Source organism: Methylophaga sp. UBA2513, assembly GCF_002341285.1.
Classification (GTDB): domain Bacteria; phylum Pseudomonadota; class Gammaproteobacteria; order Nitrosococcales; family Methylophagaceae; genus Methylophaga; species Methylophaga marina.
Genome location: NZ_DDNT01000007.1, coordinates 148,662 through 167,957 on the forward strand (window position 1 = coordinate 148,662; position 19,296 = coordinate 167,957).

Genomic DNA, 19,296 nt, shown 5'->3' on the forward strand with positions numbered 1-19,296 from the left:
CATGGTCCAGGCTGTTTATTATCAAGCGCTACTGATTTCAGTTTTGTAATTTGAGTAATTGAGGACACCGACATGACGGACAATACAGAAACTCACATCTTTGAAGATGTAGTCAGTCCTTTTTGTGGTATTGCTTCTGATGATTTGGTCATCGAAGTCAAGGGTAATACCATCACGGTGAAAGAGAATGGCGATGCGGTCACCAAACCTGGTTTTGAGACACCGATAACTGATCTTTCACCACGAATAAAAGGTCAGGATGTTTCATTTGAACAAGCAGTCAATCACATTGCAGGTTTGCTGAAATCAAGCAAACAACCTCTAATAGGTGGAATGGCGACTGATTTAAATGGTGCCAGGGCGGCAATGTCACTCGCCGATATGACGCGAGCTACGGTTGATAGTTTTTATTCTGATAACGCTTTCAAAAATATTCTGGTACTACAAGACACTGGTTACATGACAACCACACTGACTGAGGTCAGAAATCGTGTTGATTTGTTGATTGTTGTCGGTAGTGATATCGAAAAAGGCTTTCCTCGGTTTTATGAGCGCATGATCTGGCCACAAGAAAGTATGTTTGGTCAGGATATTGAGTCAAGGGAAGTTATTTATCTCGGTAAATCACCTTCTGGTGACGCTTCCACCTCTCCTGCAGGTAGAAAAGCCAGTGTATTACCGTGTGATATTGATGATTTGCCAGAAGTCATTTCTGTATTAAGGGCCTTAGTCAAAGGCAAAACAATTCAGTCAGAATCTGTGGGTGGGATAGCCACTTCCGAACTTGCTGAGCTGGCAGAAAAAATTAATACTGCAAAATACTCTGTACTTACTTGGTCTGGCTCTGAAATGAGTATGGAGCATGCTGAAGCAAGCATTCAAAACCTGTGTGAAATGATCAAAGAGGTCAATGAAACCACGCGCTGTAATGGATTAATGTTGGGGGGTAAAGATGGTGATACCACAGTGAATGCCGTGTCATCCTGGCAAGCTGGCTATCCGATGCGAACCAGCTTCAGCAGAAATATGCCTGATTACGATCCCTTCCTGAACCGTGGGCAACGTATGCTGGATGAGGGAGAAGTGGACTGTCTGCTTTGGATTTCCAGTTTCAACACGAAGTTAACGCCACCAAAAACTGACGCAGCAACAGTTGTTTTAGGCCGCTCTGGAATGACGTTTGAGAGTGAACCGGAAGTCTTTATCCCGGTGGGGGTTCCCGGTATCGACCATGTAGGACGAACATTCCGTTGTGATAGCTCAGTATCACTTCCACTTACAAAATTACGTGACAGTGGTTTACCCAGCACACATGAGGTATTAACGGCTGTTGAGAAAGCCCTGTAAACGGAGAAAAAATATGCTGACAAAATTAACAGGTGGACGCATTTTTGACCCAGAACATGGGCAAAATGATGTAGTGAGAGATATTTATATCCGCGATGGTCGCATAGTAGACGCACCAGCGGATGGAAAAGTCGACGAAGAAATTGATGTCCGTGGCAAAGTCGTTATGTCTGGCGCGATCGACATGCACACCCACATTGGTGGCGGTAAAGTCAATATTGCCCGTACTATGCTACCGGAAGATCATGCCGAATCGTTAATTGAACGTACAGAACTCATGCGAAGCGGTAGCGGTCATGCTGCACCAAGTACGCTAACAACAGGCTATCGTTACGCTGAAATGGGCTACACAGCCGGATTTGAACCTGCGGTGATGCCAGTTAATGCGCGTCAGGCACATATGGAAATGCATGACACACCGATTATCGATAAAGGTGGTTATGCCATGTTGGGAAGCGATGACTTCCTATTACGCATGATGGCGGCCAATGAAGATCAGGAAGCCATTAATAACTATGTGGCCTGGACATTAACACACAGTCAGGCTATTGGTTTGAAAGTGGTTAATCCCGGTGGTATTAATGCATTTAAATTTAACCAACGTAAGTTGGATCTGGATGAGAAAAACAGTTTTTATAACGTCTCTCCACGTGAGATTTTGCAGCGTTTATCTCGTGCGGTGACTGAACTGGGTGTGCCACATCCTTTACATGTTCATGGTTGTAATCTAGGTGTACCAGGTAACAAAGATACGACACTCGATACGATTCAAGGTATTGAAGGCTTGCCGATGCATTTAACCCATATTCAGTTCCATAGTTATGGCACTGAAGGTGACTTTAAATTCTCATCAGGTGCAGCTGAGATCGCTGAATCTATCAATAGAAACAAAAATATCACCGTTGACGTTGGTCAGATTCTGTTTGGTCAGACAGTGACCGCCTCTGGCGATAATATGCGTCAGTTTGATGGCAGCAAACATGCCCATCCTAATAAATGGGTGTGTATGGATATCGAATGTGATGGTGGTTGTGGTGTTGTCCCATTCAAATACAAAGATCAAAGCTTTGTAAATGCCTTGCAATGGATGATCGGTCTGGAAACCTTCCTGATGGTGGATGATCCATGGCGTATCTTCCTGACCACAGATCACCCCAATGGCGCACCGTTTACCAGCTACCCACATTTAATTAAGTTATTGATGGATAAGTCTTTCCGTAACGATATGCTGTCTACGCTGCATCCAGAAGCACAAAATGCCACACATCTAGCCTCATTGGATCGTGAATACAGTCTTTATGATATTGCTATCATGACGCGTGCTGGTGCAGCAAAACTGGTTGGACTGGCTGACCGTGGTCATTTAGGTGTCGGTGCTGCTGCAGATATTACGGTGTATACCGATCATGCTGATCGTGAAAAAATGTTCACCTCACCTGATTATGTGTTTAAAGATGGCAATATTGTTGTGAAAAACGGCGAGCTGGTGAAAGTCATTTGGGGAACGACTCATGTGGTCAAACCTGAGTATGACAAAGGTATTGAAAAACCTTTAAAAGAATACTTCGATAAATATCACACGATGACGATGGGTAACTTTAAAATCAGTGATGACGAAATTGTTGATGATGGCCGTGGCAGCTTGACCGTACAGCCGTTGAAAAAGGGAGGCAAGTTATGATTATCAACGGCGTCACAATAGATGAGACGTTTGCTGAAGCTTTTCCAATGAAAGGCACACGGCTGATTATTACAGCATTAAATGCCAAATGGGCCATGATTTCAGCACAAGCATTCACCGGTTTTGCGACTTCTGTTATCGCCTGTGGTTGTGAAGCAGGTATTGAGCGCGAACTGGATCCGAGTGAAACACCGGATGGTCGTCCAGGTGTCTCAGTACTTATCTTTGCAATGGGTGGTAAAGGTCTGGCGAAACAAGTAGAAACGCGTGCTGGCCAATGTATTTTAACGTCACCTACATCAGCCTTGTTTTCTGGACTGGATAACAGCGAAAAAGAAATCGCTCTAGGTCAGAACTTGCGTTATTTCGGTGACGGTTTCCAGATTTCGAAAATGATTGATGGTAAACGTTACTGGCGTATTCCTGTCATGGATGGTGAGTTTTTAACACAGGAAAAGACCGGTGTTCATGACTCTGTCGGCGGTGGTAACTTCCTGGTCTTAGCTGAATCACAAGCGCAAGCATTAGCGGCGTGTGAAGCAGCGATTGAAGAAATGAGAAAAATTCCAAACGTCATCATGCCTTTCCCGGGCGGAGTTGTAAGGTCAGGTTCTAAAGTGGGCTCCAAGTTTAAAGCGCTGAATGCGTCTACCAATGATGCTTTCTGTCCGACCTTAAAAGGTCAGACTAAGAGTGATTTATCACCAGAAGTTGAATCGGTCATGGAAATTGTAATTGACGGTTTGACCAAAGAAGATATTGATAAAGCAATGCGTGTGGGTATACAGGCGGTCTGTGATTTAGGTGCTGAAAATGGTATTCGTCGTATCAGCGCGGGTAACTATGGCGGTAAATTAGGTCCATACCACTTCCACTTGCAGGAGATCATGGCATGAGTGCATTAACATTCACGTTAAAAACATCACCTGCACAGCGGGTGGATTGTTCACCATTAACAGCCGACAAATTGGCTGATAAAACAACGGCGGAAATTGCAGCAACCACCCTAGTGGTTGGTAACCAAGCTGTACGTACGGATGAGATTTTTGATATTCAGGGTGATGATGTTGCGAATATTCATTTCGCTAAAGCCTCAGATAAACTGGATCATATCGGTCATGCAATGACCACGGGTAAGATAACTGTGGCTGGAAATGCAGGCGCTTATCTTGGACAGTTTATGGAAGCTGGCGATATCACCGTTAATGGTAATACCGGCATTTACACTGCCTGTGAAATGAAAGGCGGTACCATTAAGGTTAATGGTAATGCCGGTGATTTCCTGGGTGGTGCCCGTATTGGTTATAAGAATGGTATGACGGGTGGTACTGTGATTGTCACTGGTAATACGGGTGCAAGAACAGGTGATCACATGCGTCGCGGTTATATCTTTATTGAAGGTGATGCCGGTGATTACTGTGGCTCAAGAATGGTGTCAGGTACGATTGCCGTATTAGGTAACGTGGGTAAACATTTTGGTTACGCGATGAAACGTGGCACCTTATTACTGACCTCAGCACCGAAACAAGGTATATCTGCTAACTTTAATGATTGTGGTTCACATACATTAGCGTTTTTGCCGCTGATGTTTGCGTCATTTAAAAAGTTTGATACCAAGTTTGCCGAGATTGAACCTTTTTCACGTGTTCAACGCTATGCTGGTGATGTTTCCGGCATAGGCATGGGTGAGATTTTAATTAAGATTTAAACCAGAAAAACCCGGCTTCTAGCCGGGTTTCTTTTCTCTCCGTGTTAGAAATGATGATAGCTTTAATGTGTTAATGACGGGGATGTCTTTATGTCTGATATCGGACAATCAGTTAATCAACTCATTGTTGAAACGCAACGTGCTCACCCATCAGCGACAGGTGATTTAACAGGACTGTTGAATGATGTCATTAGTGCCTGTAAAAAAATCGCAAACCTGGTCAATCGAAGTAGTATTTTAGGTCTGGAAGGCTACGCTAACAGCAATAATGTGCAGGGCGAGCATCAGAAAAAACTCGATATTCTGACCAATGATGTCATGGTGGAGCACTTAAACTGGACCGGTCATCTGGCGGCGATGGTGTCAGAAGAAATCGATGACATTATCACTATTTCTGATGATTACCCAAAAGGTAAGTACTTACTTTGTTTTGACCCATTAGATGGATCGAGCAATATCGATATCAATCTGAGCGTAGGTACCATCTTTTCTGTATTACGCTGCCCTGAAGGCATTGAAAATCCCAGTCACGAACATTTTCTACAAAAAGGCACAGAGCAAGTCTGCGCCGGATTTTGTGTGTATGGTCCCACCACTATGCTCATTCTTACCACTGGTTTTGGTGTAAATGGCTTTACCTTGGATAGAGAAGTGGGTGAGTTTATTTTGACTCATCCGAATATGCAGATCCCAGAGGACACGTCTGAGTTTGCAATTAATATGTCGAACCAGCGTTTTTGGGAACCGCCTGTTAAACGCTATATTGATGAATGTATTCAAGGTGTAGATGGTGTGCGCGAGAAGAATTTTAATATGCGCTGGAATGCTTCCATGGTCGCCGAAGTCTATCGCATTTTGACACGTGGAGGGATTTTTATGTATCCACTCGATAGTCGTATCGCACAGCAAGGTGGGAAGTTACGACTGCTGTATGAAGCCAACCCGATGAGTTTTATCATTGAGCAAGCAGGAGGGGCTAGTAGTACGGGTAGAGAACGTATTCTGTCGCTTCAACCCGAATCTATTCATCAGCGTGTACCCGTTATTCTGGGCTCAAAACATGAGGTAGAAAGACTGGAGTCTTATCATCTTTGAGTTGTCCATCCCAAAAGGATTTTGGAGGTTAAGGATGTTACGTGTTTTATTGTTGCTAAGTCTGGGCATCAGCATGGTTGCTCAGGCAGATATTTATAAATGTGCTGAAAAAGGCCAGATGCATTTTCAGGATAAACCTTGCCTGTCACAGTCTGAAAAGGTTGACATACGACTTCATCAGTCTTCTAAAGACGATATTGATCAACAAAAGCAACGCACGGCCGCTTACAAAGAAGGTGCGCGAATTCAAGAAATTTTAACGCTCAAGAAAAAGAATATAGCGCTACAACGCCAAATTGATGATTTGGCGGTAGAAAATAAGGCGAAATATGAGGCCTTGCAGCAGCAGACTTATGATGTGGGTAATGGCATGGTTGCTACACGTGATCCCACAGTATTAGAAAATATGCGAGTAGTGCTGCAACAGCATTTACAAGAAATAAAACACTTACAGCAGGAAATAGAAAACAATAAAAACCATATACAAACGCTATCTGCTCAACGATGATAGTCATATGAGAGGGGAGTGCGATGAAGAAAGTATTACTGTTACTCACTCATAGTGTCATGCTGGTAATGGGGTTTGCCTTGGGCATTTATGCATTACCTATTCTCACGCAGCCAGATAAACCTTCGATGGTTGAGATTGGTCAAGTGGCCACCTCAGCACTATTCACCGGCGACTTTGAACGTGATCTTGAGGGGAGTGATGTGCTGCATTATGGTAGCGGCACGGTCTACATCAGTGCTGACAAGATCGCCTTTGATGGACAGATTACACCTGGTCCAGATTACAAGTTGTATTTATCTCCTCTGTTTGTTGAAACGAAACAAGCGTTTCTAGCCAATAAAGATAAGATGATAAAAGTAGGTGATGTCAGAACCTTTAATGGTTTTATGCTGGATATGCCTGAGGGTATTAGTCCGACTGATTATCAGGCTGTAGTGATTTGGTGTGAATCATTTAATATTTTCATTACAGCCGCCAAATATCATTAATGATGTTAAGGCAAACTAAGTTTAAAAAGGTAATAAGGTAGTGATGACATCTATGTTCCGCGTCCTGAGTTTTTTTGTCGTTTTGTTGCTCATCTGCAGCGCCGCATCAGCAAAGAATAAATCCGGTTTCAGATTAGAGAATTTTGACTATCCTTATCCAGTCCAGTTTATGTCTCTTTCCAGCCAGAAAAAGCAGCTTGAAATGGCATATATGGATGTAAAACCGACTACTGAAGCGAACGGGAAAACCGTCGTTCTGTTACATGGTAAAAACTTCTGTGCAGCCACATGGGGGGAGACTATCCGCACGCTGTCAGCTGCCGGTTATCGTGTTGTGGCAATCGACCAGATAGGCTTTTGCAAATCATCCAAGCCTATTGATTATCAGTACAGCTTTCATCAACTGGCAACCAATAGCAGAAGCCTGTTAAACCAGTTAAATATTGATAAAGCAGTGGTGGTCGGACATTCAATGGGTGGAATGCTAGCCACACGTTATGCCCTATTGTATCCGGATAATGTTGATGCTTTATTTCTAGTAAACCCCATTGGGCTCGAAGATTGGTTAGCGAAAGGTGTGCCTTATGTGTCGATTAAAGACTGGTATAAAAACCAGTTAGGTCTGACCGCTAAAAAAGCCAGAAACTATCAGCAAAACACCTATTATGCCGGTCAGTGGCGTGATGATTATCAACACTGGATCGATATGTTGATGATGCCATACAAGGCAGATAAGGAAGATTCAGCCTGGTTGTCGGCCATTCACTACGACATGATTCTAACGCAACCTGTAGTGCATGAATTTGATCAGCTTTCGGTGCCGACCTGGTTATTTATTGGCGAAAAAGACAATACCGCGATTGGTAAAGCTTTCGTCTCTGATGAGGTGAAAAAACGACTGGGTAATTACTCAGTGTTAGCGAAAAAAACAGCAAAAGCGATTTCAGGATCCCATTTAGTGTTATTCGATGACTTGGGGCATTCTCCTCAAATTCAAGATCCTGAACGTTTTCAACAGTCATTGATGAATGCATTAAACAATGTGTTTTCTAAATAAAGCGAGTGATTTATGCCAGTTCTATTATGGGTGTTATTTATTGTAGCGATTCTACCAATGTTATTGGCCATGTTAGGTGGCTATTGTCGATATAAACAGTTTGGCAAATTTGATAACCATTACCCACGTGCACAACAAGCACATATGACCGGTTTGGGTGCTCGGGTACTCGCCGCTCAACATAATGCTTGGGAGTCATTGATTTTATTTTCTGCTATGAGCTTGTTGGCCTACGCCTCAGGCCTGAACCTGGCAGATTTTAGTTACCCGGCGGGTTTGTTCTTATTAAGCCGACTGTTCCATCCGCTATTCTATATTCTCGATATGGATACATATCGTTCGCTAGTATTTTTGATTGGCTTTTTTAGTGCTGTATACATTGGAGTCAAAGCCTTACTGGCATTTTAGTTTTTTATAGTGTCTAAAGGGAAACAATAGCGCCTGTTTGTGTCCTACTGATATTGCCTCATCCATAATAATAATCAAAGGAGAGAGATATGCGTCTATTCGGGATGCTGTTTTTTTTAGTTATCAGCGCTGTGGCTTGTACTGGCACACCAAAAGGCGTGACAGCAGTAGATAATTTTGTTCTAAATCGCTATCTCGGAAATTGGTATGAAATAGCCAGATTAGATCATGGCTTTGAGCGGGGGTTAAGTAACGTCACGGCACAATATTCTCTAAAAGGAGATGGTGGTGTCAAAGTGATTAACCGTGGTTACTCAGCAGAAGAAAAAGAGTGGAAACAAGCAGAAGGTAAAGCCTACTTTGTTGATGGTCCTCATAAAGGTCATCTGAAAGTTTCATTTTTTGGTCCATTCTATGGAAGTTATGTCATCTTTGAACTAGATGATGATTATCGTTATGCCTTTGTTTCGGGTCCGAATCATGATTATTTATGGTTACTCTCACGAACACCTACAGTGTCTGATGAGGTAAAACAACGCTTTATCAATAAAGCAAAAGCAGCTGGATTTGATACCGAAGAACTCTTGTTTGTTGAACAAAAAACGTTGAATTAAAGTACTCGCTAATGGCATGGTAGGACTTACAACTCAATGAGATAGCATCATGCCCGAAATTAACTTTGATCAGGTTTGGTTTAATTTATATCAAATCGGTATTGCTTTTATCCTAGCTCTACCTATCGCAATGAATAGAGAATATGTCGATACCGGGGGGGCCGGTTTAAGAACCTATCCTTTAGTGTCTATTGCTTGTTGTGCCTTTATGCTAGTCGCAATGGATGTCTATCAAGGAAGTGATGCGGAAGCACGAGTGATGTATGGCGTGATTACCGGTATGGGATTCATCGGTGGTGGTGCTATTGTTAAAGAGTCTGGTAGAGCGATGGGAACAGCCAATGCGGCTGGAATATGGTTAACAGGTGCAATAGGGCTTTCAGTCGCTTACCGTAGGTATGAAATTGCTATTGTTCTGTCGCTGATAGGTTTTCTTATCTTTCAATTTGGTAGCTACCTGAAACGACGCCATGAATCATAAAAAGTGAGTGTGAGTTTATTCGGACCAGACTGCATATTCATTACCATTTGGATCTGTAAAATGAAAACGGCGTCCACCGGGGAATGAAAAAATGTCTTTAACAATTTCACCGCCAGCCGCTCTTACGTGTTCAAGGGTAGTCTCTAACGTTTCGCTATAAAGCACAATCAACACGCTACCGGCATCTTGAGTCGATGAAAGTGGCGTTCTATAAAATCCACCATCAATACCCGCGTCTTCGATGGCTATATAATCTGGACCATAATCAATAAATTTCCACCCGAACACATGACTAAAAAAAGCTTTGGTTTTGTCTAAATCCTGAGAAGGAATTTCAAGGTAGTTAATTTTTCCCGTTTGTTTCATTCTTTTCTCCGGCAGTATCGCTTAAGTTGAGACACTAACTGTAAATCTGTTTTATAGATGGAATAATACAGTTGTATGCAAATGAAATAAATTTGCTTTCTAATAAAAACAAAAGTTTGCATACGATATGTGTTTAAATGATAATAGTTATCATTAATATCTTTTACGGTTTCACCGCTGAACATGTCGAGTAATAAACAGATTGCTTTTAATCAGCCGAGTGATGAAAGCAGTTTCATCACCTCGTTGTATGAAAATCATCACTATTGGTTGACTGGATGGTTATGTAAAAAATTAGGCTGTTCACAAAATGCCAAAGATCTCACACAGGACACCTTTGTTAATGTTATCAGTAAGCAAAGAGATTTAACTCAAATCGAAGAACCTCGTCCTTGGTTGCTGACCATTGCCAAACGCTTATTAATTGATAAACGGCGCCGCTCTTTATTGGAACAAGCGTATTTAGAAGAGTTAAAAGTTAGCTTGGATGATGCTGAACCAATACCATCAGAAGAAGATGTTTATGTGGCGATCAATGCATTGGATAATATTTCTCAGGCGTTAGATAAGTTACCTATACATGTCAGGCAAGCTTTTATTCTTCGGCATATTGATGGTTTAACCCAGTCTGCTATTGCCAAAAAACTGGGTGTATCCACGAGCATGGTGCAGAAATATTTGATTCAAAGTTTAGTCGCCTGTCAGCAAGTGTTTGAAACAGAGTCGTATTAATGGTCACGAGTTCATCAGCTGAAAGGACTGATTCGGAAAACATCGCTACTCAAGCTGCAGAGTGGTTTGTGTTAATGTCTGATGAAGAAAACCCACCATCAGCAGCACAAAAACAAGCCTACTTTGACTGGAAAAACCGGGATCCGCGCCATGCCGATGCGGTGGATAAGTTAAACGCCATGTTGGGCAGTATTCAGCAATTCCCCCGGTCAGCATCGAAGGCGGCATTATCTGTCTCGGTCAATGACAGACATCATCAACATTCCTGGCAAACCCTGGCAAAAACATTTGTGCTGCTAATGGTCGTTTTTCTGCCAATACTTACTTGGTCGCCAAATAGCATTACGCTGATGATGGCTGATAAAAAAACAGATGTGGGACAATGGCAATCCTTCACCCTGGCAGATAATTCAGTTATCACACTGAGTAGTGATAGTGCTATTAATGTCGATTTTAATAACACTCAACGAACCATTCATCTGTTGAAAGGGGAAATACGACTCAAGGTCAGTAAAAATCCGCAGCGACCGTTTGTAGTGAGAACAGAGCACGGTCGTCTCACCGCTCTGGGTACAGAGTTTAGTGTGGATAAGCGGGACGATTACAGTTTACTGAAAGTGATCGAATCTAGTGTAGCGGCGACCTGTCAGCGACAAGGGTGTGATGTTAAACCTCTTCACCCAGGTCAGCAGATTCGTGTTTATGCAGAACATCTGGGGAAGGTTACTGACTTTAGTGTCAGCGATGCAAGCTTGATGTGGGACAAACACCAGTTAATGGTGGATGGTATGCCGTTAGGGGATGTGCTTGCGATTCTGAGTCGTTTTCATAAAGGGTATATCTACTTTGATGATCAACCGTTAGATAATTATCATGTCTCAGCGGTACTGCCTCTAGATAAGCCGCTGGAGGCATTAGCCTTATTAGCAGATTCATTCCCAATAAAAGTCAGCACACTCACTCCGTGGTGGACAACGATTACGATGACATCAAAATAATAAAATGATGTTCTTGGTGGTGATTTCCTTATCTCATTCGTCAACGTTAATAAGACAAATGAAATAAGGGAGTCTCATGTTTATCAATCGTTTTCTTTCACCAGCACGGTTTCGCTATAGCCTGATGGTGTTTCTATTAAGCTGGCTTTCCATTGCTTCGGCAGTAGAGAGTGGCAAAAAGCCAATTGACATTGCTGCAGGTTTTTTATCAACCAGTCTCACTCAACTTGCCAGTCAGGCAGATATATCCATCGTGGTGAATACCGATCTGGTAAAAAATAAATCAGCAAAAGCAATTAAAGGTTTATACACGCCAGAGAATGCGTTAGCTACATTATTAAGCGGTCATAACCTTAAAGCAGAAAATACCGGGACAGGCTTTGTGATTAAAGCTGTAGCAAATGATGAAGTGGTATTAAATGCCATTGATATCAATGCAAAAGTAGTAAGAAAGTCATTACAAACGGAAAAGTACGCCGGTGGTCAGGTAGCCAAACAAGGTCGTGTCGGTATCTTAGGTAATCGCGATGTGATGGATACTCCGTTTAATATGACTAACTTCACCAGTGATTATATTGACGATATACAAGCAGAGACATTAGCCGATGTAGTGGCGACAGATCCTTCAATTAGAACAGCACATGTGAGTGGTGGCATGCTGGATTCTTTCCGTATTCGTGGGTTTACTATGAATGAAGGTAATTCAGGCGATATCGCCTTTGATGGTGTGTATGGTGTGGCTTCTAATTACCGGGTGTTGGCTGATTATGTCGACAGAGTCGAGGTTATAAAAGGCCCAGCGTCTATGATCTATGGCATCTCACCAAACAGTAGTGTTGGCGGCAGTATCAATATCGTGCCCAAACGTGCTCTGGATGAAGACTTAACACGATTTACCGCATCTTACGCTTCTGATAGTCAGTTAAAAGGCCATCTTGATCTGAGTCGACGTTTTGGTGATGACGAGCAATTTGGGGTCAGATTTAACGGTACTGTCAGTGATGGTGATACCGAACGTGAAAACCAATCACGCGAGGTCGAGTCATGGGCCTTAGCTCTGGATTATCAAGGCGAAAAACTGAGAGTGACAGCCGATCTAATTCATCAAAAAGAAGATCTCGATGCCCCATTGCGCCATCTCTGGTTAGCCAGTGGTGTGGATGTCCCATCGGCCCCGGATGGTGAACATAATATTACTCAGGACTGGGAATGGTCGAAGGTGGATGACAAATCATTACTGGTCAAAGCCGAATATGATATCCATGACCAATTAACCTTCTTTGCTGATATCGGTGGAGGCAGAACCCGTGTATCCAGATTATTTGGCTACCCTAGCATTACGAGTGCATCTGGTGATGTGACCGTTACACCAAGTAATGCGGATTTTAATGTGGATAGATATACCGTCAGTACCGGCCTGAGAGGCTGGTTTGACACGGGTATGATTAATCACAATATGACGCTGCAATTAACCGAGTATCGCGATCAGCTCGAAAAAGCGACGATCAATGCCAGTTCTTCCTATTTAAATAATATGTATTCACCGACCGATCAGGCTGAGATTATAGTTGCTAATCCGCAGCATGCGCCCAGAGTCAGTGAGAGTCGGCTGCGGGGGATTGCCTTAGCAGATACTTTGTCTATTCTGGATGACAGAGTGCAACTGACATTGGGCGTCAGAAGGCAGCAGGTGGAATCAGACAGCTTTAATGCCAGCACAGGTGCCGTCACTACTCATTACAATGAAAGTGCCTTAACACCGATGGTCGGCATAGTATTTAAACCCTGGGAAAATGTATCGCTTTATGCCAACCGCAGTGAGGGCTTGAGCAAAGGCGATATTGCCCCGGACAGTTCAGCTAATGCTGGAGAAGTGTTTGAGCCCTACAAAACCAAGCAATACGAAGTAGGGGCTAAAGTTGATTTTGGTGAGTTTACATCGACAGTCAGCCTGTTTCAGATTGAAAAGCCCAGTTATCAAACAGTGAACAATATCTCGTCTGTTTCGGGTGAGCAACGTAACCGAGGTATTGAAATGAATGTCTTCGGTCAATTAACGTCGGATATCCGTGTATTAGGTGGTTTCATGTTGCTGGATGCGGAATTAAATAAAACTAATAATCCTGCAACCAAAGGTAATACACCTGTCGGTGTAGCTGAGCGGCAGGCGAATATCAGTGCCGAATGGGATATGCCAATGGTGCCTGAGTTAACCTGGACGGCAAACCTGATCTACACTGGCAAACAATACGTGAATCAGACCAATACTCAGAAGATACCCAGCTGGACCCGGCTCGACTTAGGTGCACGTTATGGTCTGCTGGTGGCCGGTAAAGATGTCACTATTCGTGCCGGTATTCATAATGTTTTTGATCGTGATTACTGGTCTGGTGTCGATACCTGGAGTGGTATGGCTTATGGTGCACCACGTACATTCACCGTCTCTACCACCATCGACTTTTAAGACATGCCTCTCTTGTTGCCATGACAAGGGAGGTTTTCTCTATTTGATGTTATAGGCATTACACTTCAGAATGCTGCCTTGAAAATTTTTGATTGAAATAATAATGCGGATTGAAAAAGCAACAAAAGCAGATTATCAAAAGCTGATAGAAATATGGGAAAGCTCTGTTAGAGCAACGCATGATTTTCTGGCCGAGCAGGATCTTCAGGTATTGAAACCATTGATATTGGAAAACTATTTTGATGTGGTTGAGTTAAATATTGCTAAACGTGATGATGGTGAAATAGTCGGATTTTGTGGTGTGAGTGATGGCAATATTGAGATGTTGTTCGTTTCACCAGAAGCAAGAGGGCAGAGAGTTGGGGTAAGACTTGCTACTCACGCAATAAATGATCTCGGTGCAAATAAGGTCGATGTGAATGAACAAAACAGACAGGCATTAGGCTTTTATGAGCACATTGGTTTTGCCGTGGTTGGACGTTCAGCTGTTGATGGTCAGGGTAAACCTTATCCATTGCTGCATATGCAACTAGCAGAACGTTAACGCTGCTTATATTGAAAAATGAAGATTAAAACAATCACTGCCGATGAAACATTAAGCTTAAGAAGTGAAGTTCTGCGTTCTGGTAAACCGCTTTCTCAATGTGTGTTTGAGGGTGATAAGGCTGTCACTACCAGACATTTTGGTGCTGTGGATGAAAAAGGCACTATCGTAGGAGTTGTATCAGTTTATTTGAAGGATAATCCTTTGCTTAAGCAGACTAACACCTATCAAATAAGGGCGATGGCGACAGCGACAAATTATCGAGGTAAAGGGCTTGGAAAAGCACTATTGAGTGCTGCAGAAGACTATGCAGAATCGCAAGATGCAGAGCTAATCTGGGCTAATGCCAGAAGCACAGCAATGGGTTTCTATACAAACTCAGGTTATAAGCAGGCTTCCAAAGAGTTTATTATTCCAGAAATCGGCCCACACTTTTTAGTTACTAAAGTCTTGTAATAAACACATTGTTATTCGCTTTTTAGTTCTAATCTTATGTCGTTGATATCTCTTTTTTTCTGGAAGAAAAGCGTTCAGCCCAGTTCAATACTGTAATTAATAAACTGGGTAAAAAGGTCAGTGTGACAATCATTGAACATAAAATCCCAACCAGTACCACGATACCGACACCGCGATAGAGCTCAGTACCAGCACCTGGAATAAAGACTAAAGGTGCTAGACCAAATACGGTAGTGGCAGTGGACATCAAAATTGGACGTAAGCGCGTGGCAACGGCCTGATTGACGGCATCACGAACCGATACAGCTTTATCTTCCAAATTTCTTCGTGCCTGTTCAACAATCAGAATCGGGTTATTGACGACTGTACCCAGTAAAATCACAAAACCGAGCATGGTAATCATATCGAATGGCTGGATAATGGCGGGTAGACCAAAGATATTTAGCACTGGCCCAGCAGCATTGACCGCCGCTAAGCCAACAATACCACCGGCGATGCCTAGAGGGACTGTCGCGAGAATCAGCAGTGGATACCACCAGTGACTAAAAATAGCGACCAGCAGCAAATAAATAAGAATTAAGGCAATGACCAGGTTGCCTGATAAGGATTCACGGGTGGCATCTAACTGATCGGCGGCCCCAGAAATACTGATAGACACACCTTTTGCCACTTCACCCTCTGCCTGCATATTGGGCAGCATTTGAGTACGAACCTGATTCACGGCAGTTTCCAGCGCGATCTCTCTTGGCGGAATAATCAATAAAGTGACGGTACGACGACCATTCACACGTCGTAACTGATCGCTATCAACTGTATCCACAATATTGGCTAGTGCATTTAAGGGTAACACAGTGCCTTGTGGTGTCATGATAGGCACATTAGCCAGTGAGGACAGGGTTTGGTTTTGTCCGGCGGTGCTGAAGATGAACATATCAATTTTGTCATCATTCATAAAAAACTCGTCCACATAAGCCCCATCACTCAGTGCCGCGACTGTGTAACCAAAATCATCTGCAGACATATTGATCTCAGCTAGTCGATCCCAGTTTGGACGAATTTCGACTAAGGGTTGATCTAAAGACAAGGCGGAAGGTTCGGATTCAATCTGTGGATTACCAAACAGCTTTTCAGCACGTCTTATCGCGTATTCAGCTGTACTATAGAGGCTTTCCTGATCGGCACCAGAGATATCAAGATTCACGGCTCGTGTGCCGCCTTGGCTGCTCGAAATAATTGAGCCACGGTTTGAGAAGCCACGCATGCCTGGATATTCCTTAAACATGGATGTCAGTGCATCCATCATGGCTTCTAAGTCTTGTGGTCGAACAGGTTCACTCAGAATCCATATTGAGCCTGGATTAATACGCTGAAAATAATATTTCAGGGCGGGTAGTTTGTGTTCACCTTCATCAAATTTATTTGGGTCAGCCTGCAAGGCTTCACTTAAATGCTGGCGGATATCATCTGCCAGTAAACGCATTTCAGGTAAGTTATAGCCAGGTGGAGCCACCATCATACTGAACGCTTTCGGTTCCTCACCCTCAGGTAAATATTCGGCCGGTGGAAGTAAATACCAGCCAGCACCCATTGTGCAGGTAAAAATAATGACAATGGAAAGGAGGCGTTTAAAGGGCGAAGTATTGAGCCAGCTGACCAATTTTAAAATCGGGCCTGGATGACTTAAATCATCACCATGATCACGGTCATCACCAAAGCCAACGCGGGCACAAGCAGCAGGTACGACAGCGACGGCGAATAACATGGAGGCTAATATCGCTGTCGATATCGCAATAGCAATATCTGAATAAAGCTGCCCGGCTTCTTCATCGACAAATAATACTGGTGCGAATACGAGTACGGTGGTCATGCTGGAGGCCAGTACCGCGGTCCAGACTTCTTTTACGCCAGTGATCGCGGCTTGAATACGGTCCAGGCCACGTCGGCGCGCCTGCTCAATGCTCTCTAGTACCACAATGGTGTTATCCACTGTCATACCGATAGCAAAGGCGATCCCCGCCAGTGAGATGACGTTGATGGTGCGATCAAAGGCTAATAGACCAATAAAAGCAGCAATCGTGCACACCGGCATACCGAGCAGACCAATTACGGTCGCTCTGCCTGAACGCAAGAATAAATACAGAATAAGTGTCGCGAGAATAGCCCCTAGTGCCAGATTCTGTGTGACCTTTTCTACCGAGGCCTGAACATAGCGAACATCATCACCAATTAACGAAATCGTTAAGCCGTTAGGATGAAGTTGATCTTGCCGAATCTCATCCACTTCTTTCAGCATGGCCTGTTTGATATCAATAACGTTTGAGCCTGTTTCACGTTTTACTGCCATGGTCAGTGCGGCTTCGTCATTGACGATGGATAAGCCCCGTACTTCATAATGATCTAGGCGGACTTCCGCTACATCTTTGAGTTTGATGTCGGTGTTATTTCGGTGGGCAAGTGTCAGTTCTTTCAGGCTTTCAACATCCTTAAACCGACCGACCGTTCGAATAAAATAGCGACGTTTACCATCATCAAGATCACCGGCTGAGGTATCTCTGTTACGCTCACGGATGGCATCTCGGACATCAGTTAGAGAGAGTCCACGCTGCGCCAGTTTTGCAGGATCAATATGGATCTGTATTTGTCTTTCAGCACCACCTCGAAGTTGAACCTCAGACACACCTGCTACACGTTCCATTCTAGGTCTGACATCATCATCGATAAAGTCAGTGACCATATCCATATCCAGGCTCAGAGGGTTGCCAGGCAGTGGGGTCACAGCAAAATACATAAAGGCATTTTCAGAAAATGAACTGCTGTAGAGACGAGGTTGATCAACATTTTCGGGATAATTGGAGACCTGACTGAGCGCGTTAGAGACCTCAATTAATGTTTCATTAATATCCACACCAAATGGAAACTCAAGCTCAATGGTGGCCTGTCCGGTATCGGCCAGTGACTCCATTCGCGCCAGATTGGGAACACTTCGCAGATAACGCTCTTGTTCTATCAGGATTTCTTTTTCAATATCCTGTGGTGTGGCACCGGGCCATCCCGTGACGACGCTGATGGTTTGCACATCAAGATCAGGAATCATTTGTACGGGGATACGTTTTGCCGCGGCGATACCCAGCACCATAATGATCAGAACAATGACCGTGAGCAGCTTTCCGTTTCTAATGGGGGCTTCAAGCATGATGAAATGACACCTGGTTATTGTTCTTGGTCAACAAGCGTGACGTTTTCTCCGTCTCGTAAAACTTCATTACCACGTGTGACGACCTTATCTTCTAATGTGATGCCTGACAGAATGGTGACACCCTGACTGCTTTGGTTGCCAATCTGGACTTTCTGACGCTTAGCTATGCCATTCTCAACAATAAAAACACTATAGCCTCCGTCAGGATGTAGCAGTAAAGCATCGCGTGGGATGATGATGCGCTGTTGAGTTTGCTGATTATCATTGAGTCCAATGATGGCTTGGGCAGAGGTGCCAGGTAATAAGCTAATGTCGCCAGTATCAATCAGAATTCGGACTAAAAAAGCTCTTGCCTGAGGATCGCTGACCGGCACAATGGCATTGATGGTGCCTTTGAAGCGTTTATCTGGAAAAACATCGGGAATGACTTCTACCTGATTTTGCTGGTTAATTTCTGAAAAACGTTCTTGAGGGACTTTGACATCTAAGCGGACTTTATCGGTCGCCACCAGTTCCAGCACAGTGGTACCTCGATTGACCCATTCACCCACCTCAGTCAGTTTAGCGCTGATAACTCCAGAAAAAGGCGCTGGAAGATGATGACGAGCTAACTGTTCCTGAGCAGATGCTTCTGCTGCCTTGGCTGCCATAAGTGCAGCTTCAGAAAGATTTAAGTTTGATAAACGGCTGGCATTTTCACTCGCTGAAATATAATTTTTCTCACGTAAGCCTTTGGCTTCGTTAACCAGGCGCTTTGCTTCATCACGAGCCGCTTCTGCTTCAGCGGTCGCCGCTCTTGCCTGAGCGAGCACTTGTTTAGATAAAGCGGGATCAAGTTCGAGTAAAACGTCTCCTTTTTTTACCTGACTGCCAGCATCCACTAATACAGTTGAAACCAAGCCATCTACACGGGGTGAGAGCATGGCTCGCTTTTCAGCGGTGAGGGTTCCTGAGAGTGTTAAGTTATCACTTACTTTCGATTTTTCTGGCGATATAACTGAAACAGGTGTTTCAGCATAGAGGTTTGATGTACTGAGAAAACCAGACAAAACAAACAAAAATAGGCAGACTCTTTTCCAATGATAATGATTCTTCATGTTGTTCCGTTTACGGCTGTTATCGCATATTTAGGTAGCTGGTCACCGCTTAG

General features: G+C 43.6%; 19 protein-coding genes. 16 read left to right on the forward strand and 3 right to left on the reverse strand.

From position 1 onward, the window contains the following. Positions 1-72 precede the first annotated feature (72 nt). The 11 genes from B3V56_RS03720 to B3V56_RS03770 all read left to right on the forward strand — a co-directional run bounded on the left by B3V56_RS03720 (position 73) and on the right by B3V56_RS03770 (position 9,390). Entirely contained in the window at positions 73-1,347 is a 1,275-nt protein-coding gene (locus B3V56_RS03720) for a formylmethanofuran dehydrogenase subunit B (RefSeq protein WP_289283979.1), read from the forward strand. Between the two features lie 13 nt (positions 1,348-1,360). Further along, a complete protein-coding gene (locus B3V56_RS03725; RefSeq protein ID WP_289283980.1) occupies positions 1,361-3,028 on the forward strand; it encodes a formylmethanofuran dehydrogenase subunit A in 1,668 nt (555 codons plus the stop codon). Then, positions 3,025-3,924 carry a formylmethanofuran--tetrahydromethanopterin N-formyltransferase gene (gene fhcD / locus B3V56_RS03730; RefSeq protein ID WP_007144228.1) on the forward strand — a complete coding sequence of 300 codons (900 nt, stop codon included), beginning with the start codon at positions 3,025-3,027 and terminating at the stop codon, positions 3,922-3,924. The genes B3V56_RS03725 and fhcD overlap by 4 nt, the downstream gene beginning before the upstream one ends. Further along, positions 3,921-4,736 carry a formylmethanofuran dehydrogenase subunit C gene (locus tag B3V56_RS03735; RefSeq protein WP_289283688.1) on the forward strand — a complete coding sequence of 272 codons (816 nt, stop codon included), beginning with the start codon at positions 3,921-3,923 and terminating at the stop codon, positions 4,734-4,736. Before fhcD ends, B3V56_RS03735 begins: the two co-directional genes overlap by 4 nt. Before the next feature lie 90 nt (positions 4,737-4,826). Then, positions 4,827-5,831 (forward strand): class 1 fructose-bisphosphatase, encoded by a 1,005-nt coding sequence (locus tag B3V56_RS03740; RefSeq protein ID WP_289283689.1) that lies wholly within the window; start codon positions 4,827-4,829, stop codon positions 5,829-5,831. Between the two features lie 34 nt (positions 5,832-5,865). Further along, positions 5,866-6,339, forward strand: a complete 474-nt coding sequence (locus B3V56_RS03745; protein WP_289283690.1) for a DUF4124 domain-containing protein — start codon at positions 5,866-5,868, stop codon at positions 6,337-6,339. Positions 6,340-6,362: 23 nt separating this feature from the next. After that, on the forward strand, positions 6,363-6,830 hold the full coding sequence (locus B3V56_RS03750) for a DM13 domain-containing protein (protein WP_286305971.1): 468 nt from the start codon (positions 6,363-6,365) through the stop codon (positions 6,828-6,830). Between the two features lie 52 nt (positions 6,831-6,882). After that, entirely contained in the window at positions 6,883-7,887 is a 1,005-nt protein-coding gene (locus B3V56_RS03755; RefSeq protein ID WP_289283696.1) for an alpha/beta fold hydrolase, read from the forward strand. A gap of 12 nt (positions 7,888-7,899) precedes the next feature. After that, the gene (locus tag B3V56_RS03760) at positions 7,900-8,295 is read left to right on the forward strand and encodes an MAPEG family protein (protein WP_286305973.1); all 396 of its coding nucleotides are present in this window, start codon (positions 7,900-7,902) and stop codon (positions 8,293-8,295) included. 89 nt (positions 8,296-8,384) lie between these two features. After that, positions 8,385-8,909: a lipocalin family protein gene (locus B3V56_RS03765; protein ID WP_286305974.1), complete on the forward strand. Its 525-nt coding sequence runs from the start codon at positions 8,385-8,387 to the stop codon at positions 8,907-8,909. 49 nt (positions 8,910-8,958) lie between these two features. Then, positions 8,959-9,390: an MgtC/SapB family protein gene (locus B3V56_RS03770; protein WP_289243579.1), complete on the forward strand. Its 432-nt coding sequence runs from the start codon at positions 8,959-8,961 to the stop codon at positions 9,388-9,390. A 15-nt stretch (positions 9,391-9,405) separates the two neighbouring features. On the opposite strand, the gene B3V56_RS03775 is transcribed toward B3V56_RS03770, so the two are convergent. Beyond that, the gene (locus B3V56_RS03775; RefSeq protein WP_289283691.1) at positions 9,406-9,756 is read right to left on the reverse strand and encodes a VOC family protein; all 351 of its coding nucleotides are present in this window, start codon (positions 9,754-9,756) and stop codon (positions 9,406-9,408) included. A gap of 183 nt (positions 9,757-9,939) precedes the next feature. Here B3V56_RS03775 and B3V56_RS03780 point away from each other — a divergent pair, with 183 nt between their 5' ends. The 5 genes from B3V56_RS03780 to B3V56_RS03800 all read left to right on the forward strand — a co-directional run bounded on the left by B3V56_RS03780 (position 9,940) and on the right by B3V56_RS03800 (position 14,950). Beyond that, positions 9,940-10,488: a sigma-70 family RNA polymerase sigma factor gene (locus tag B3V56_RS03780; protein ID WP_289283692.1), complete on the forward strand. Its 549-nt coding sequence runs from the start codon at positions 9,940-9,942 to the stop codon at positions 10,486-10,488. Then, positions 10,488-11,486, forward strand: a complete 999-nt coding sequence (locus tag B3V56_RS03785) for a FecR family protein (protein ID WP_289283693.1) — start codon at positions 10,488-10,490, stop codon at positions 11,484-11,486. Before B3V56_RS03780 ends, B3V56_RS03785 begins: the two co-directional genes overlap by 1 nt. Before the next feature lie 76 nt (positions 11,487-11,562). Beyond that, a complete protein-coding gene (locus B3V56_RS03790; protein ID WP_289283981.1) occupies positions 11,563-13,950 on the forward strand; it encodes a TonB-dependent receptor in 2,388 nt (795 codons plus the stop codon). A 103-nt stretch (positions 13,951-14,053) separates the two neighbouring features. Further along, positions 14,054-14,494: an acetyltransferase gene (locus B3V56_RS03795; protein ID WP_289282813.1), complete on the forward strand. Its 441-nt coding sequence runs from the start codon at positions 14,054-14,056 to the stop codon at positions 14,492-14,494. Between the two features lie 18 nt (positions 14,495-14,512). Then, positions 14,513-14,950, forward strand: a complete 438-nt coding sequence (locus B3V56_RS03800) for a GNAT family N-acetyltransferase (protein ID WP_289283982.1) — start codon at positions 14,513-14,515, stop codon at positions 14,948-14,950. Between the two features lie 34 nt (positions 14,951-14,984). On the opposite strand, the gene B3V56_RS03805 is transcribed toward B3V56_RS03800, so the two are convergent. Next, positions 14,985-18,143, reverse strand: coding sequence for an efflux RND transporter permease subunit (locus B3V56_RS03805; protein WP_289282816.1), 3,159 nt, complete (start codon positions 18,141-18,143; stop codon positions 14,985-14,987). 17 nt (positions 18,144-18,160) lie between these two features. Beyond that, a complete protein-coding gene (locus B3V56_RS03810) occupies positions 18,161-19,243 on the reverse strand; it encodes an efflux RND transporter periplasmic adaptor subunit (RefSeq protein ID WP_289282817.1) in 1,083 nt (360 codons plus the stop codon). Positions 19,244-19,296: the final 53 nt, after the last annotated feature.